The 15,355-nt window shown below is 62.8% G+C and carries 15 protein-coding genes; 7 read left to right on the top strand and 8 right to left on the bottom strand.

The window, feature by feature from the left end; genetic code table 11:
• From coxB to Q0X61_RS06920, 3 genes are all read left to right on the top strand, one after another.
• Positions 1-597 (top strand): cytochrome c oxidase subunit II (coxB, locus tag Q0X61_RS06930; protein WP_367270715.1); only part of this gene is annotated, 597 nt, incomplete at its 5' end.
• Positions 597-2,324: a cytochrome c oxidase subunit I gene (gene ctaD / locus Q0X61_RS06925; protein ID WP_297741651.1), complete on the top strand. Its 1,728-nt coding sequence runs from the start codon at positions 597-599 to the stop codon at positions 2,322-2,324. The genes coxB and ctaD, both read left to right, overlap by 1 nt.
• Positions 2,321-2,719, top strand: coding sequence for a cytochrome c oxidase subunit 4 (locus Q0X61_RS06920; RefSeq protein WP_297741649.1), 399 nt, complete (start codon positions 2,321-2,323; stop codon positions 2,717-2,719). Before ctaD ends, Q0X61_RS06920 begins: the two co-directional genes overlap by 4 nt.
• Before the next feature lie 18 nt (positions 2,720-2,737).
• Here Q0X61_RS06920 and Q0X61_RS06915 read toward each other — a convergent pair whose 3' ends face one another.
• The 5 genes from Q0X61_RS06915 to Q0X61_RS06895 form a co-directional block, all read right to left on the bottom strand.
• On the bottom strand, positions 2,738-4,201 hold the full coding sequence (locus Q0X61_RS06915; RefSeq protein WP_297741647.1) for a GuaB1 family IMP dehydrogenase-related protein: 1,464 nt from the start codon (positions 4,199-4,201) through the stop codon (positions 2,738-2,740).
• Between the two features lie 81 nt (positions 4,202-4,282).
• Positions 4,283-5,851: a cytochrome bc complex cytochrome b subunit gene (locus tag Q0X61_RS06910; protein WP_297741659.1), complete on the bottom strand. Its 1,569-nt coding sequence runs from the start codon at positions 5,849-5,851 to the stop codon at positions 4,283-4,285.
• Between the two features lie 119 nt (positions 5,852-5,970).
• Positions 5,971-7,128, bottom strand: a complete 1,158-nt coding sequence (locus Q0X61_RS06905; protein WP_297741645.1) for a ubiquinol-cytochrome c reductase iron-sulfur subunit — start codon at positions 7,126-7,128, stop codon at positions 5,971-5,973.
• The gene (locus tag Q0X61_RS06900; protein WP_297741657.1) at positions 7,095-7,838 is read right to left on the bottom strand and encodes a c-type cytochrome; all 744 of its coding nucleotides are present in this window, start codon (positions 7,836-7,838) and stop codon (positions 7,095-7,097) included. Before Q0X61_RS06900 ends, Q0X61_RS06905 begins: the two co-directional genes overlap by 34 nt.
• Before the next feature lie 76 nt (positions 7,839-7,914).
• The gene (locus tag Q0X61_RS06895; RefSeq protein WP_297741655.1) at positions 7,915-8,511 is read right to left on the bottom strand and encodes a heme-copper oxidase subunit III; all 597 of its coding nucleotides are present in this window, start codon (positions 8,509-8,511) and stop codon (positions 7,915-7,917) included.
• 261 nt (positions 8,512-8,772) lie between these two features.
• On the opposite strand from Q0X61_RS06895, the gene Q0X61_RS06890 reads away from it, so the two are divergent.
• From Q0X61_RS06890 to trpD, 3 genes are read left to right on the top strand one after another with little or no spacing between them, the layout of a single operon-like run.
• On the top strand, positions 8,773-9,699 hold the full coding sequence (locus tag Q0X61_RS06890; RefSeq protein ID WP_297741643.1) for a cytochrome c oxidase assembly protein: 927 nt from the start codon (positions 8,773-8,775) through the stop codon (positions 9,697-9,699).
• On the top strand, positions 9,692-10,099 hold the full coding sequence (locus Q0X61_RS06885; protein ID WP_297741641.1) for a response regulator: 408 nt from the start codon (positions 9,692-9,694) through the stop codon (positions 10,097-10,099). The genes Q0X61_RS06890 and Q0X61_RS06885 overlap by 8 nt, the downstream gene beginning before the upstream one ends.
• The gene (gene trpD, locus Q0X61_RS06880) at positions 10,099-11,130 is read left to right on the top strand and encodes an anthranilate phosphoribosyltransferase (protein ID WP_297741639.1); all 1,032 of its coding nucleotides are present in this window, start codon (positions 10,099-10,101) and stop codon (positions 11,128-11,130) included. Before Q0X61_RS06885 ends, trpD begins: the two co-directional genes overlap by 1 nt.
• On the opposite strand, the gene Q0X61_RS06875 is transcribed toward trpD, so the two are convergent.
• Together Q0X61_RS06875 and Q0X61_RS06870 are read right to left on the bottom strand one after the other, a co-directional pair.
• Positions 11,117-11,755 (bottom strand): prepilin peptidase, encoded by a 639-nt coding sequence (locus Q0X61_RS06875; RefSeq protein WP_297741637.1) that lies wholly within the window; start codon positions 11,753-11,755, stop codon positions 11,117-11,119. The genes trpD and Q0X61_RS06875 overlap by 14 nt on opposite strands.
• A 144-nt stretch (positions 11,756-11,899) precedes the next feature.
• Positions 11,900-12,724, bottom strand: a complete 825-nt coding sequence (locus tag Q0X61_RS06870) for a hypothetical protein (RefSeq protein ID WP_297741661.1) — start codon at positions 12,722-12,724, stop codon at positions 11,900-11,902.
• A gap of 221 nt (positions 12,725-12,945) precedes the next feature.
• Between Q0X61_RS06870 and Q0X61_RS06865 the strand changes: the two genes are divergently transcribed.
• Positions 12,946-13,455 (top strand): peptidylprolyl isomerase, encoded by a 510-nt coding sequence (locus Q0X61_RS06865; RefSeq protein WP_297741635.1) that lies wholly within the window; start codon positions 12,946-12,948, stop codon positions 13,453-13,455.
• Between the two features lie 3 nt (positions 13,456-13,458).
• Here the strand turns inward: Q0X61_RS06865 and Q0X61_RS06860 are convergent, their stop codons facing one another.
• On the bottom strand, positions 13,459-15,231 hold the full coding sequence (locus tag Q0X61_RS06860; protein WP_297741633.1) for a DEDD exonuclease domain-containing protein: 1,773 nt from the start codon (positions 15,229-15,231) through the stop codon (positions 13,459-13,461).
• Positions 15,232-15,355: the final 124 nt, after the last annotated feature.

Genomic DNA, 15,355 nt, shown 5'->3' with positions numbered 1-15,355 from the left:
CGGCAGACGAAGTATCACCTGCCTCTTGAGCTGCTGTACACGCTCGTCCCGTTCCTCATCATCGGCGTGCTCTTCCTCTACACCGTACGAGTGTTCGACGAAGTGCTCGACCAAAGCGAAGACCCAGACCTCGTCGTCGATGTCATCGGGCAGAAGTGGTCGTGGACGTTCAACTACCACGGCGCTGATGATCCGGCGGTGGGCGTCGACGCCCATGAGGTCGGCACCGTCGAGAAGATCCCGGAGCTGTACCTGCCGGTGAACAAGCGGGTGCGCTTCAACCTCGATTCCGCTGACGTGATCCACTCGTTCTGGGTACCAGCGTTCTACTTCAAAATGGACGTGATTCCCGGACATCCCAACTCGTTCGACGTGACGCCCAACAAGGAGGGCGTCTACGACGGTAAGTGCGCCGAACTGTGCGGCGAACTGCACGCGGCCATGATCTTCAAGGTGCACGTAGTTTCGGAAGAGGAATACGCCAAGCACGTGCAGGAGCTCGCAGCGAACCCTAAGAATGAGGGTTTGCTCCCGATGCCGCAGACCACCAAACATGTGCTGCCAGAGACAACGGCGGCACCCAAGGAGGGCAACTGATGAGCAGCGATAACATTGCCGCACGGACGCAGCTAACGTCCCCTGCGACGAAGCAGTCTACGCACTCGCTGGGTGCCACGGTGATGAAATACCTATCCACCACCGACCACAAGGTGCTGGGCAATATGTATTTTGTCACGTCGATGTTCTTCTTCTGCTTCGGCGGTGTGCTCGCTCTGGGCATCCGTGCAGAGCTGGCGAACCCCGGCATGCAGTTCGTGAACCATGAGACGTTCAACCAGTTCTTCACCATGCACGGCACCATCATGCTGCTCATGTTTGCGACGCCTATTTTTGCCGGATTCGCCAACGCGATGCTTCCCCTGCAGCTCGGAGCCCCCGACGTCGCCTTCCCGCGCCTGAACGCGTTCGCCTATTGGATCTATCTGTTTGGTTCGATCTTGACCTGCGCCGGGTTCTTCACCAAGGAAGGTGCCGCGAGCTTCGGATGGTTCGGATATACGCCGTTGTCGACGTCGCTGCACTCGCCTGGAATCGGCTCGAACTTCTGGGTGTTCGGCCTCTATCTTCTGGGCCTGTCGTCCATTCTCGGCGCCGTGAACTTTATCACCACCATCATTTGCATGCGCGCCCCGGGCATGACCATGTTCCGCATGCCCATCTTCTCGTGGAACATCCTCGTTACCTCCATGATGGTGATCATCACGTTCCCCGTGTTGGGCGCAGCGCTGCTAGTGCTTGGCTCTGACCGCGTGCTGGGATCGCATATCTTCGACGCCGCATCCGGTGGAGCGATGCTCTACCAGCACCTGTTCTGGTTCTTCGGACACCCCGAGGTGTATGTGCTGGCGCTGCCGTTCTTCGGGATCATCACCGAGGTGCTCTCCGTGTTCAGCCGCAAGCCCGTGTTTGGCTACTACGGCCTGGTGTTCGCAACGTTGACCATCGGCGCGCTGTCCGTGTCGGTGTGGGCGCACCACATGTTCGCCACGGGTGCGGTAAACCTGCCGTTCTTCGCGTTCATGACCTTCATGATCGCTATCCCGACGGGTGTGAAGTTCTTCAACTGGATCGGCACCATGTGGCGAGGTTCACTGACTCTGAACTCAGCCATGTTGTTCGCTATCGGATTCCTGGTCACCTTCCTGTTCGGCGGTCTCACAGGCATCATCCTCGCCTCGCCTGCGCTCGACTTCCAGGTGACCGACTCCTACTTCGTGGTGGCGCACTTCCACTACGTGCTCTTCGGCACCGTCGTGTTTTCGACTTTCGCGGGCTTCTACTATTGGTGGCCCAAATTCACTGGGCGCATGCTGAACGAGAAGCTCGGCCAGGTGCACTTCTGGATGATCTTCATCGGCTTCCACCTCACGTTCCTCGTGCAGCACTGGCTCGGCGTCGCCGGTATGCAGCGACGTATTGCCGACTACGGCTCTTGGGAAGGTTTCACGCTGCTCAACCAGGTGTCTACCTTCGGTGCCTTCTTCCTTGGCGTCTCGATGCTCCCGTTCCTGTGGAACGTGTGGATTACGCGGAAGGCACCCAAGGTTGAAGTCAACGATCCGTGGGGCTGGGGACGCACCTTGGAATGGGCCACTTCCTGCCCGCCGCCTAGGCACAATTTTGATTCCCTGCCTCGCGTTCGCTCCGTGAACCCGGCCTTCGACCTGGCTCACCCCGAACTGGCTGAGGACCCGCACGACGTCGATCCGGGCGAGTTGCTCGACGAAGACGACGCCTTGGAGCTTGAGGAGGCCTCGAAGTGAAGACCGAATCCAGGATCTTTTGGTTCATTGCGGTCTTTTTCGCGGTGATGACGCCGATCTACTGGTTTGCGAGCCAGGAGATCATCGGCACTATCGCGTTGGGCTTCACCTTCGCGCTGGGCTTCATGATTGCTGCCTTCCTCAGCCATGAGGCCAAGCACTTCGATGCCCGCCCGGAAGACAGGGAAGACGGCACTGTCGAAGAGGCCGCCGGTAATTACGGGTTCTTCGCACCGCAGAGCACCTGGCCCTTCTGGTGCGCGGTGGTAGTCACCATCATCCTGCTCGGCCTGAGCGTCGAGCAGTGGTGGATCACCGTGCTGGGCTTCGGCATCGGCATCTGGGCCCTCACAGGCTGGGTGCTGCAGTTCTACCGCGGCGACTACCAGCACTGAGGCCCGTGCGCCTTCTCGTCACCAGCTCTGCGCGAGAGGGCGGCCTTCGTCGTAGCCCGAACCCGACTGCACGCCGATGACGGCGCGGTCCGTGAACTCCTCTAGGTTGCTGGCGCCAGCATACGTGCACGACGAGCGCACGCCCGAGGTGATCCAGTCCAGGAGGTCCTCGACGCCGGGGCGAGCCGGGTCAAGGTACATCCGTGAGCTGGAGATGCCTTCCTCGAAGAGCGATGCGCGTGCCCGGCTGAAGGCCGACTGATCTTTCGTACGATTGCGTACAGCTCGGGCGGAGGCCATGCCGAATGACTCCTTGTAGACCCGCCCATCGTAGTCGTGCTTGAGGTAGCCGGTGGATTCGTAGGTGCCGGCGAACCAGGAGCCGACCATCACGGATCCGGCTCCGGCAGCGAGTGCGAGGGCGACGTCGCGCGGGTGGCGGATGCCGCCGTCGGCCCAGATGGCCTTCCCAAGCTCTCGAGCGGCGATGCTGCAGTCGAGCACAGCTGAGAACTGGGGACGCCCCACCCCGGTCTGCATGCGGGTGGTGCACATAGCCCCGGGCCCCACACCTACCTTGCAGATATCAGCTCCGGACTCGACGAGATCTTGCACGCCCTCGGGCGTGACGACGTTACCTGCGACGATCAGCACGTGCCGTCCGCTCCGGGCGGCGTGCTCGTCGCGCACGTCACGGGCGATGCTGAGCGCCTGGATCATCTTCTCCTGGTGGCCGTGTGCGGTGTCCATCACGAGCACGTCAGCGCCAGCGTCGAGGGCGGCGCGCACCTTCGCCGAGATGTCGCCGTTGATACCCACGGCGACGCCCGCGCGCAAGCGCCCATCGGCGTCGACAGCGGGGGAGTAGATCGTCGCACGCAGGGCCCCCTTCGGCGTGATCACGCCGACGAGGGTGCCATCATTGTCGAGAGCCACGGCCAGCTGTTGGTGCGTGGAGGAGAGGAGGTTGAATACTTCTTCCGGGGCCATCGAGGGGCGTACCGTAGTGAAATCGGTGGTCATCACGTCTTTGGCCTGAGCGAAGCGGTCGGCATTCTCCGCAGGGCCAGGCTGCACCAGGCCAACGACGCGACCATCGTCGACGACAACAGCAACACCGTGGGAGCGCTTCTGGATGAGGCTGAGCGTCTCGGCGTTCGTAGTGGTGGGGGAGACGGTGACCGCAGTGTCGAAGATGGGGTGGGCCCGCTTCACTTTGCCGATGGACTTGGCGACGACGTCGATGGGGATGTCCTGCGGGAACACGGCGAGGCCACCGCGCCTGGCCATGGTTTCCGCCATTCGACGCCCGGACACCGCGGTCATGTTCGCGGCGACGAGGGGCGTCGGGGTGGCGAGCCCGTCGGTAGATGTGAGGTCCACGTCGAGGCGCGATGAGACGCCTGAACGACTGGGCACCATGAATACATCGGAGTAGGTGAGGTCATGCATGGGCTGAGTCAAGAAACGCACGCTGCCCATTATGGCAGCGGGCCAAAGACAGATCAGGTTCGTAGTGGGTCTACCAACCACGAACCTGATCTATCGTGCAGGCTAAACGCCTCAGCGCTCTAGCGCCGGCGCATCCGAATCGTCATCGTCGTGATGCGCGTCTTCGATCTCGCTGCGCGTTGGCTTCGCAATGTCATGGCCGAGGTACCACTTCGAGATGGCCGCACGGAACTTCGAGACCTTCGGCGGGCCTTCAACACCGAGCGGCGAGGTGCCGTCGTCGGCTTCTACCGGCTGGTACTGCGCATGCTGGGTGAGCGTGTAGGCCTCACCTTGCGAGATCTCGACGTGATCCTCGTAGTAGCGGCCCTCCGGCGTGCGAACGATCTGGCCCGACTCGGAGCCGTGCAGGACGCGCTCACGGTCGTTGCGTTGCAGCGACAGGCACACACGTTTGGTCACGATGAACGCAACGATGGGGCCGATGAACAGCATCCACTGCAGGGCGATGGTTATGGCATTCAGGTTGAGGTTGAACCGGATAGCAATGATGTCGTTCGAGCCGCCCAGCCACATCACTGCGTACGCCGTCATGCCGGCCACGCCGAGCGCGGTGCGCGTCGGTGCATTGCGCGGACGATCCAGGATGTGGTGCTCGCGATCATCGCCGGTGATCCAGCGTTCCACGAACGGCCACAACGCCAGCAGTGTGAACAGCACGGTGAGTCCGCCCACACCAGGGATGAACACGTTCCAGCTCCACGTGGTGTGGCCGATGTGCCACTCCCAGTTGGGCATGATGCGCACGAAACCTTCGGCGAAGCCCATGTACCAGTCTGGCTGGGAACCCGCGGTCACCTTGGCCGGGTCATATGGGCCGTAGAGCCACACGGGGTTGATCTGGAAGAGACCGCCGAACAGCACCATGGTGCCGAAGACGATGAAGAAGAAGCCACCGGCCTTCGCCGCGTAGACGGGGAACATGGGGTAGCCGACGACATTGTTCTGCGTGCGGCCAGGGCCAGGGTACTGGGTGTGCTTGTGGTACACCAGCAGCGTCATATGCGCCCCGATGAGGGCGAGGAGCAGGCCGGGGATCAACAGAATGTGCGCCATGTACAGGCGCGAGATGATCATGTTGCCGGGGAACTCGCCGTTAAAAAGGAAGAACTCTACCCAGGTACCCACGAGCGGAATCGACCGGATGAGGCCGTCGGCGAATCGCAGGCCGGTGCCCGACAGCAGGTCGTCAGGCAGCGAGTAGCCGGAGAAGCCGGCCAGCAGCGACAAACCCAGCAGACCGACGCCGATGAGCCAGTTGATCTCGCGTGGCTTGCGGAACGCGCCGGTGAAGAATACGCGGAGCGCATGCACCGTCGCGGCAGCTACGAACAGCAGTGCCGACCAGTGGTGCACCTGACGCAGCAGGAGGCCGCCGCGCACGTCGAAGCTGATATTCAGGGTCGACTCAAAGGCTTGAGAGATGGCGACGCCCTTCATCGGCTGGTAGGAACCATCGTAGATGATCTCGGCCATCGAAGGCTTGAACCAGATGGTGAGGAACACGCCGGTCAGCAGGCAGATGATGAAGGTGTAGAGCGCAATCTCGCCCAGGAGGAAGCTCCAGTGGTCGGGGAACACCTTGCGCAGGCCGAACTTGGCGATCTTGCCGAGGCCCATGCGCTGGTCAGCCCAGTCCGCCAGCCCGCCAGCGGGGTGCTTCGTCGAGTGCTCGGCAGGACGTGGCTCGAGGTTCGTACTGGCCTCGTCCTCAACCGTCATGGTGGTGGGCTTGGCCATCACTGGTCACCATCCTTGTAGTCGTGGCGGGAGTCGCGCTCGAAGTAGCTCGGGCCGACGGGAACGGTGAAGTCACCACGGGCGACAAGATAGCCGTCGTCGTTGACCGTGATGGGGAGTTGGGGTAGTGCACGGGCCGCGGGTCCGAATACGACGACGCCGGAGTTGCCGAGGTCGAAGGTGGACTGATGGCAGGGGCACAGCAGGTGGTGCGTCTGGCGTTCCCACAGTGAGATGGGGCAACCAACGTGGGTGCAAATCTTCGAGTACGCCAAGATGCCGGAGACGTGCCAGTCCTTGCGGGATTCGGGGATCTTGATGTCGTTCGGGTCCATCCGCACGATTACGATGGCAGCCTTAGCTTTTTCTTGGTGGCCTTCGGTGCCGTGTAGGGCATCCTCGTCGTGGTGCTTGCCGTCCTCATCAACCCAGCCGTGCAGGTTCGAGGGTTCGGCGTTGACGAGCTGCCCGATCTCGAGATCGGAGGCCTTGATGGGGCGCCAGGTCTCGTCGTTGACGAGCATGACTTCCTTCGCGGGTGCGGCGGCGAACAGCGTCCTTTCGATGGTTTCCTTGCGGTGTTTGCTGGTCGGCCACGGGCCCATGTCGGCGAGCGTCACGACGGCGGGAAGCGCGGTGAAGCCGATGGCGCCGCCGAGCGCACCGAGGATGAGGGGACGGCGCTTGATCTTCGACTCCTCGACACCCTGGTTGAACACCTCGATGGCTGCTTGCCGGGTGCCCTCATCCGATGAGGCCGAGTGGCGTTCTTCCTGGATCTCGTGGTCGCCCATGAGCGCCCGCGCCCACTGCACGACGGCGAGCCCGATGAGCAGGATGCCCAGGCCGAGGGTGAGCCCCAATCCGACGTTGTGGGCGTTCGCGTGCAGGAAGCTCACTCCCGCGAACTCGATGTTGATCTGGGTGCCGCGGGGAACCGCAAAGTAGATCACGAGGTTGCAGATGGCCAGCACGGGAACGGCCGCGAGCATCATCAAAATGGCGCCGTACGCGCGGTTGCCGGCGCCCTCGTTGACGTCCGTGTAACGCTCGACGTGTTCCTCAATGCCCGGATTGTCGACGACGTGGTCGGTCGTCGGGTCTACTACGGGGTGGTTGCTGCTCATCGGGCGCGAGCTCCCTTCTTCGCGATCCATCCGGCGACAATGGACAGCCCGCCAATGCCGAGAATGAATATCCACAGACCTTCACTGACAGGGCCATTGTCGCCCATGCCAAGGCCGCCGTAGCGGGGCTGCTCATGTACTTCGTCCAGGTAGCCGATGATGGCGCGGACGTCGTCGTCGTGCAGTACTTCCTTGCTGAACGTGGGCATCTGCTGCGGGCCGGAGCGTACAGCCTCCCAGATATGCACAGAGCTGGTCTTCGACAGGTTCGGTGCCTTCTTGCCTTCGGGCATGGCCCCGCCGCCGCCGATGATGCCGTGGCACGCGGAGCAGTTGGCGCGGAAAAGCGAGCCACCGTGGGCGATCTGCTCTTCAGTGAGGCCCTCGGGATCGTACTGGCTCTTCTCGGGAATCGCTGGGCCGGGGCCGAGTGAAGCCACGTAGGCCGCGACGGCGTCGATCTGCTCTTGGGAATACGCCACCTCCTTCGAAGGGATCTGGGCCTCTTCCTTGACAGCTGGCATCCGCCCGGTGCCCATCTGGAAGTCGACGGAAGCGGCACCGACGCCGATCAGCGACGGGCCGCGGGAGAGCCCTTCACCGTTCAAGCCGTGGCAGGACGCGCACGAGGTTTCAAAGATGGCCTTGCCCTCGGCGATTTGCTGAGTCATCTGCGTGTCCGCAGAGCTCGGCGCGGGGGCTACCGACGCGTAGGCGACGCCGACTACGAGTAGGGCCATGATCAGCAGCCAGGGGCGGGCGAAGGCCTTGCGGGTGCGCTTGCGTTGAGTGCTCAAGACGATGCTCCTGATTCCGTCAGCGGAGGAAGTAGATCACGCCGAACAAGACGACCCAGATGACGTCCACGAAGTGCCAGTAGTAAGACACAACGTGGGCGCCGACCGTTTGTTCGTGGGTGTGCGTGCGGGTCATGTACGAGCGGGCGAGTACGTACCAGAAGGCGATGATGCCGCCCAGCACGTGGAGGCCGTGGAAGCCTGTGGCGAGGAAGAACGCCGACCAGTACTGGTTGGTTTGAATGGTGAATCCCTCGGAGAACAGGTTGAAGTACTCCCAGATCTGCCCGGAGATGAACACCGTGCCGAGGAACGCAGTGATGATGAAGCCCTGGCGCATGCCCATCTTCATGGGATTCACCCACGAGCCGTTTACTCGTCCGGCGCTGGCCGCGTTGGCAGCGAACTGGCAGAAGAATGAGCTCAGCACCAAGATGGCCGTGTTGATGGATGCGAACGTCACGTCGTGGTGTGACGACTCGGTGTACCACATGGCCGTCTCGGGGGATGCCGCGAGTTCATTCGTCGTGTTGCGGAGCATGAAGTATGCGGCGAACAGTGCCGCGAAGAACATCAGCTCGCTGGACAACCACACCCACACGCCAACCGAAACCATGTCGGGGCGACCCTTGGGCGAGTTCAGCCTGGACGGGGAGACTTCGTGCAAGGCGCCCGACGGGATCGCCGTCGGTTCCTTGGATGCTGCTTTCGTGACCACGTGGTCATTATTGCCGTAAAAGTGCGTCACGTCACGTCGTTAGGTGACCCCGGCTCAAAATGAGCGATAACCTTTTGTCACAATGACACGCACCTCACCCACGCGAGGCCTATAAATTTGCTTCCTCTACACGCAACCCCAGACGATGCCATCACGCCTTTGAGGGGCTGGGCATACTTCACCCAGTGGGATTTCCCCTGGTGGGTGGTGCTCTCACTGACGCTCATGGTGGCGAGCTACCTGTGGGGAGTGCACGTGCTGCACAAGCGCGGCGATCGATGGTCCGGGTGGCGGACCGCCTCATTCCTCTTCGGGCAAGGACTCATCGCCTACTCCATCTTCAGTTTCCTCGGCGTTTACGACACTGTGCTGTTTTGGACGCACATGATCCAGCACATGGTGCTCAACATGATTGCGCCGGTCTTCCTGGTTGCGAGCGCACCCGTAACGCTCGCGTTGCGAACGCTGCCGCACGGAGCGCGAGATGTGCTGCTGAAGGTGCTGCACAGCAAGGTGGCGAAGGTGCTGCTGTTTCCCGGGCTCACGCTGGGGCTCATGATCTCGCTGCAGTTCATGCTGTACCTCACGGATTGGTACGACCTCACGCTGCGCAACTCGTTCCATCACGATTTCCTGCACATTTACATGGTGGTCGTCGGCTGTCTGTTCTTCATGCCGCTGCTGAGCCCTGACCCGCACCCGTACCGCATCCCCTACCCGCTGCGCATCGTCATGTTTATTCTTCCCATGCCGTTCCATGCGTGGATCGGGGTGATCATCCTCGGCTCGAAGAAGCTCATCGCGGAGGATTGGTATCTCGCCTTCGAGCGCGGCTGGGGGCTCAGCCCGCTTGACGACCAAACGTGGGCAGGAGCGCTCATGTGGGCGACCGGCGACCTCACGATGTTCGCGGGCATGATCGTGATCTTCGTGAAATGGATTCAAGACTCGCGCAAGGAAGCCCGTCGCATCGACCGGGCACTCGATCGGGAAGAAGCGCGGGCTCGTGCCGCCAAGGCCGCGGCACAGGGGCTAGACTCAGCCGAGACGATCGAACGATCCACCAAGGACGGAACTGATGACTGACAACATCGCCAAGGTGCTGGTGTACTCCGACAACCGACTCACCCGCGAGCAGGTGCGCGTCACGCTGGGCAAGAAGCTGGCCAGCGATTTGCCGGAGATCGAGATCCACGAGGTTGCCACGCATGCCGCGCTGCTGCGTGCCCTCGATTCGGACACCGAGTACTCGCTGGTGATCCTCGACGGGGAAGCGCAGCCTTCCGGTGGTTTCGGTCTGTCCTACCAGCTCAAGGATGAGTACATCGATTGCCCGCCGATCATGTTGTTGATCGTCCGCAGCAGCGACACCTGGCTCGCCACGTGGTCGCGCGCCGACGCGGTCACCCCGTACCCGCTTGACCCGTTCACGCTGCCTACGCAGGCCGCGAACCTGCTGCGCTCCAGGCTCGGTGCGAACGCCTAATGTACTCGTGGCCTGACATCCTGACCGGACTGGTACGTTCCGAGGGCCTCGAGACGGAGGCTGCGACGTGGGCGCTCACCGAGATCCTGGGTGGGCGCGCCTCTGAGGTGCAGATCGCTGCACTGCTCGTCGCGCTCCGAGCCAAAGGTGAGACGGAAGATGAGATCCGCGGCCTCGTGCAGGCGATGCTCGACAACGCGCAGCCCGTGGTGATCGATTGCAACGCGGTAGACATCGTCGGCACCGGGGGAGACCGCGCCAACACGGTCAACATCTCGACGATGGCGGCCATCGTCGCGGCTGCCGCTGGCGCCAAGGTGGTGAAGCACGGGTCGCGTGCGGCTTCGTCGCAGTCCGGCACCGCCGATACCCTCGAAGCGCTCGGGGTCAATATCACCATGGACCCAGAAAAGCAGCAGAGCGTGCTGGATCGCACCAACATCGCGTTCTTGTTCGCTGCTCTCTACCACAGCGCGTTGAAGAACGTTGCGGGAGTGCGTAAGCAGCTTGCCATCAAGACGACGTTCAACTTCCTCGGTCCGCTGGCGAACCCGGCGCAGCCGCAGGCGATCGCCCTCGGCGTGGCCGACGACGAGATGGCTCCGCTCATGGCGCGGGTGCTGGCCGGACGTGGCTGTCGTGGCTTGGTGTTCCGCGGCTACGACGGTCTCGACGAACTGACCACTACGTCACCCTCAGACGTGTGGGCAGTCGCGGAAGGACGGGTGTGGTACACGTCGCTGGATCCGCTCGAATTGGGGCTTGCCCCGGCTGCTCCACACGATCTGGTGGGCGGCCCCCCGGAACACAACGCGGCAGTGGTGCGGGAACTTGTCGACGGCAAGCCCGGCCCGGTGCGTGACATCGTGCTGCTCAACGCAGCCGCGGCGCTGCTGGCCTATGAGGGGGTCGACCTCGCTACGGACATCGGCGAGCAGGTGCGGCGTCACCTCGACGCCGCCCGCGCGGCCGTCGACTCCGGTAAGGCGAAAGCGAACCTTGAGAAGTGGATTGAGCTCACGAACCAGTAGGTAACCAGGCAGCCACTACGGGCCCGAGCCAGAGCCACGGCCCATAGGGAACTACGGTGCGCCCACTGGCTCGTGCGATGATCGCCGCGACAGCGCCGATCGCCGTCGCTACCACGAGTGACGTTAGCCAGCCAGTCATCCCCGACATTCCCGCGATGGCGCCCGCCGCTGCGGCGAGGCGCACGTCGCCGAATCCGAAGGTCGACGACAGTCGCCACACGCACCAAAACCACGTGTAGCCCGCGAGCGCTCCCGTGACACCAGCAATCGCGCCGCGCACATCCGTCGTAGCGCTTACCGCCAGGCCGACGCCGATGGTCGCCCAGAGCGGGTACATGAGCTGATTGGGCAGGTAGGTGGTGCGAAGATCGACGACCACTAACGGCGCTCCGAGCGCTATGTAGCCCAGCCACGGCCACGCTGGTGTTGAAGTGTGCCATGCTGCGAGACCGCCGAGGGCGGCACACACGAGCACCAACAAGACATTCGACGCGCTCCCGAGCCCGGTGAAGTCTGGCGTCTCATCGCCGTCGTCCACGTGAGGCTGTCGCAACGTTGGCACGACGATGCATTGCACCCAGACTGCGACAACAAAAGCGGTGGCGATGGCGACGACTTCCCACATGCCTTGCACAGTAGAGGCAACCGAGGGCATTGGCGAGGGGCCGGCGGCCAGCTGTGGAAAACTTTTGTCCCATCCTGCTGCAAGAAAACGCATGAGGGGCGCCGCTTCCACAGCGACGCCCCTCATGGGCAGCGAAGAAGCGCGTTAGCGCTGAGCCTTGGTGAAGCCCGCCGCCTGCGCGGCTTCCTCAGTAGCGAACCAGATTTCGGCGATGGTGCGCTCGTAGCCACCAGTGCCGGGCACGTGGTACTTCATGGAACGCTCATTGCCCTTGATGATGAACCCTTCGGGAGGGTTTTCACCCTTGTAAGAGCCCGAGTCGACGGCGTTCGTCACCGCATCATCGACAACGGGGCCACCCTCGTCAACCATCTGAGCCTCCGGCTGCTCAACTTTCTCCTCAGGAGACGGATCAGCAGCGGTGCTCTTCGGGGTTTCGCTCACCTTGGCCGCGGTCGCGAACGTGTCGTTGTTGTTCACGTACGCCCGTGAAGGCTCGTGGGCGGTCCAGCCATCATCCTTAGGGGCGAGGAAGTGGCGAATTGCCGCCACTACGCCAGCGACAACAGTACCGATGGCCAGGAACTTTACGATGCCCTTACCGACGCTCTTCTTCTTTTTCGGTTTGATGGTCTCAGCCACCTTGAGGGGATGCTCAGCGGCGCTGTGCAGCGACTCTGACACCCGTGGCAGGAACTCGTCGGCCACCTTGCTGCGGGCCGCGTCGACGGCTGGGGACACCTTGTCGAGCGCGTTACGTACGTGCGGCTCGATGGCGTCGAATTTGCGAGCGGCAAAGTCAGCGGAACGAACTTTCGCATCTTTCAATGCGGGACCGACCTGCTTCTGGGTCTTTTTCAGCCAGCCCTGGGCGTGTTCCATGCCGTCCTTCAGTGCCTGCTGTCCGTACTCGGCGGCGGCAGAAGCTTGGTCTGCAGCGGCCTTCCGGAAATCTTGTGACTTGGACACAAGTACCTCCAATGTAGATGTGGCTCGTAGTCGAGCGGCTCGTGATCGAGCACTCTCAACGCTACCCGCTGATGGAGCCGTACAACAGGGTTAGCCACGATTGGACCCCTCGCGGTGACTTTCGGTTGCGATTGCAGGTACGCTCGCTGAAGGTAAAAGGCAACACGTCTCCGCAAGCATGTGTGCGAGGGGGCGTAGGCACAGTTAATGAAAGGAAGCCTGTGAGCACCGCCACTTTGCACACCAACCGCGGCGATATCGTCATCGAGCTGTTTGACGACCAAGCGCCCAAGACGGTTGAGAACTTCGTCGGCCTGGCCGGCGGCACCAAGGAATACGTCGACGCCAAGACCGGCGAGACCACCACGGGTAAGTTCTACGACGGACTCACCTTCCACCGCGTCATCGACGGTTTCATGATTCAGGGCGGCTGCCCCCGCGGCGACGGCCGCGGCGACCCGGGATACCGTTTCGATGACGAGTTCCACCCGGAGCTCAGCTTCGACCGTCCGTACCTCTTGGCCATGGCAAATGCCGGGCCGGGCACCAATGGTTCGCAGTTCTTCATCACCGTGGCGCCCACGCCGCACCTCAACCGTCGCCACACCATCTTCGGTGAGGTGACTGATGAGGCGTCCCAGAAGGTCGTGGACGCCATCGCCACCACGCCGACCGGCATGATGGACCGCCCGGTGGATCCGGTTGTGATCGAGAGCGTCGAGCTGGCCTAACATTCACTGCACACTGTGGGGCTGTGCCGCAGAGTCTTCTGCGCGCAGCTCCACAGCGCTACTTGTGCTGGGCAGCGCATCCTCGCCCAGCACCCGCTGGGCAAGCTGACGGGTGGTGAGCCCCGCGTGGAGTGGCCAGGCCCACTCGCCGTCGATCTCGATCAACCGGATTCCAGGCAGCTCCAGCCATGCCGCCACGCGCTCCGCTTCCTCGACGGTGCACGGCGGCAGGCCCGTTGCGGTGGGTAGCACCGTTTCCGCGGTGGCTCTCGCCTCGTCGGCCACCGCCCTCGCTCGCGCTGACGAGGCATGCGCGGCGGCGGCGAGCCGGCCGTAGCGCACAACATGGATGTCCCACCCGCCCCTCACTGGTAGCCCCGCCACGATCTCAGGGCACGCGGCGAGCGCCCGCAACCGGGCGAATCGCATTGATGCGTGCACGTAGCGCTCCAGCCGGCGGGCGAGTTCGCCTGCCTCCTCGTAACGAAGCTGCCCGACGAGTTTGCGCATGTGTCCGCGCTGCGCGACGAGGAGCGGCTCGACATCGCCCGCCCACGCACGCCGAACATTGTTGACGACCTCGCTGTACCGCTGCGCGCCTTGCCCTAGCAGGCATGGGGCTGGGCATCGTCCCATGTCCCCCAGCACGCATGACGGGCTGGGGGTCTGTCGCTTCAGTCGTGTCGTGCAGCGCCGCACGTGGAAGGCGCCTTGCAATGCGAGCATCACATCGTTCGCGGCCTCTCTGCTGGTGAACGGGCCAAAGTACTGCTCGCCCGCGCGCACCTTCCGGGCGATAGTAACCCGAGGAAAAGCTTCATCGGAAAGCTTGAGCCAGCTGACCTGTTCTTGGCGTTTCGAGCGGCGGTTGTAGCGCGGTGCCAGGCTGAGAATCATGCGCAGCTCGCGCACCTCAGCTTCCAGGTCGGTAGCGCACTCGACATACTCCAGGCCGGTGGACACTCGGACCATCTCGTGGATGCGGCTGCGTTGCTCAGCGGCCGAGAAGTACGCCCGCGTGCGCCGTCGCAGGTTGTTCGACTTGCCGACGTAGAGCACCTCGTCAGCCCTGCCCGGCTCAGCACGTGTGAACCAATACACGCCTGGGCGCTCAGGCAGGGAAGAGGCCCAGCCGCGCTTCGCCCGTCTGTCGGGGGAGACCTGAGCGAGGAACTCGACGAGATCTTCCACAGTACGCACACCCAGATTGCCGACGCGCTCCAGTAGCCCGTGGAAGACGTCAACGGTGGCGCGCGCATCGGACAAAGCCCGGTGATTGGGCACCGTCTGCGCGTTGAAGTGGGCGGCAAGTGTTGCGAGTTTGCAGTTGCGCACCTCGTCGCGGAGCAGGCTGCAGCGCGCCAGCGCCACGGTATCGATGACTGTTGGGCGCTTCCATGCTATGCCGAGCTGCTCGAACCCGCGTTGGAGGAAACCGACGTCGAAGCGCGCATTATGGGCGACGAGTACGGCGCCGCGCGCGAACTCGTCGAAGGCAGGCAACGCCTCGTCAATGCGTGGGGCGCTGGCCACCATCTGGTCAGTAATGCCCGTGAGTACCTGCACCATGGCGGGGATAGGTGCATCGGGCCTCACCAGCGTTTGGAAGGTGCCAAGCACCTCGCCAGCCTTGATCTTGACGGCTCCGATTTCGGTGATTGATGCTTCTAGGCCCGTGCCCGTGGTTTCGAGGTCGACAACGACGAAGGTGGCATCGGGCAGGTAGGTGCCGAGGTCGTCGAAGGATGGTTGTACCACGTTGCGTTGGCTGGACATGCTGGGAACACTAATACGCCCCACTGACAATTCTGAGGAGCCTGCAAGCTGCTGAATTTGTACGACATGCGGCGTGGGCTTGAGAACAGTCTGAACAGCGCTTAAGATTCTCTCAGCATTGCAT

The organism is uncultured Tessaracoccus sp., assembly GCF_947255005.1.
In the GTDB taxonomy this organism is placed as follows: domain Bacteria; phylum Actinomycetota; class Actinomycetes; order Propionibacteriales; family Propionibacteriaceae; genus Arachnia.
The sequence above is the reverse complement of the archived record's forward strand: the minus strand, read 5'-3'. Positions and strand labels throughout refer to the sequence as shown.

What these genes read in the sequence shown, in the direction of transcription:
- Q0X61_RS06910 (WP_297741659.1), bottom strand. Translation starts at nt 5,851, where the DNA reads ATGGGCCTCGGCAAGATCGCCAAGTTCGGCCTGCGCAAGGTGTTCCCC.
- ctaD (WP_297741651.1), top strand. Translation starts at nt 597, where the DNA reads ATGAGCAGCGATAACATTGCCGCACGGACGCAGCTAACGTCCCCTGCG.
- trpD (WP_297741639.1), top strand. Translation starts at nt 10,099, where the DNA reads ATGTACTCGTGGCCTGACATCCTGACCGGACTGGTACGTTCCGAGGGC.
- Q0X61_RS06860 (WP_297741633.1), bottom strand. Translation starts at nt 15,231, where the DNA reads ATGTCCAGCCAACGCAACGTGGTACAACCATCCTTCGACGACCTCGGC.
- Q0X61_RS06875 (WP_297741637.1), bottom strand. Translation starts at nt 11,755, where the DNA reads ATGTGGGAAGTCGTCGCCATCGCCACCGCTTTTGTTGTCGCAGTCTGG.
- Q0X61_RS06895 (WP_297741655.1), bottom strand. Translation starts at nt 8,511, where the DNA reads ATGGTTTCGGTTGGCGTGTGGGTGTGGTTGTCCAGCGAGCTGATGTTC.
- Q0X61_RS06915 (WP_297741647.1), bottom strand. Translation starts at nt 4,201, where the DNA reads ATGGGCAGCGTGCGTTTCTTGACTCAGCCCATGCATGACCTCACCTAC.
- Q0X61_RS06905 (WP_297741645.1), bottom strand. Translation starts at nt 7,128, where the DNA reads ATGGATCGCGAAGAAGGGAGCTCGCGCCCGATGAGCAGCAACCACCCC.
- Q0X61_RS06900 (WP_297741657.1), bottom strand. Translation starts at nt 7,838, where the DNA reads ATGGCCCTACTCGTAGTCGGCGTCGCCTACGCGTCGGTAGCCCCCGCG.
- Q0X61_RS06885 (WP_297741641.1), top strand. Translation starts at nt 9,692, where the DNA reads ATGACTGACAACATCGCCAAGGTGCTGGTGTACTCCGACAACCGACTC.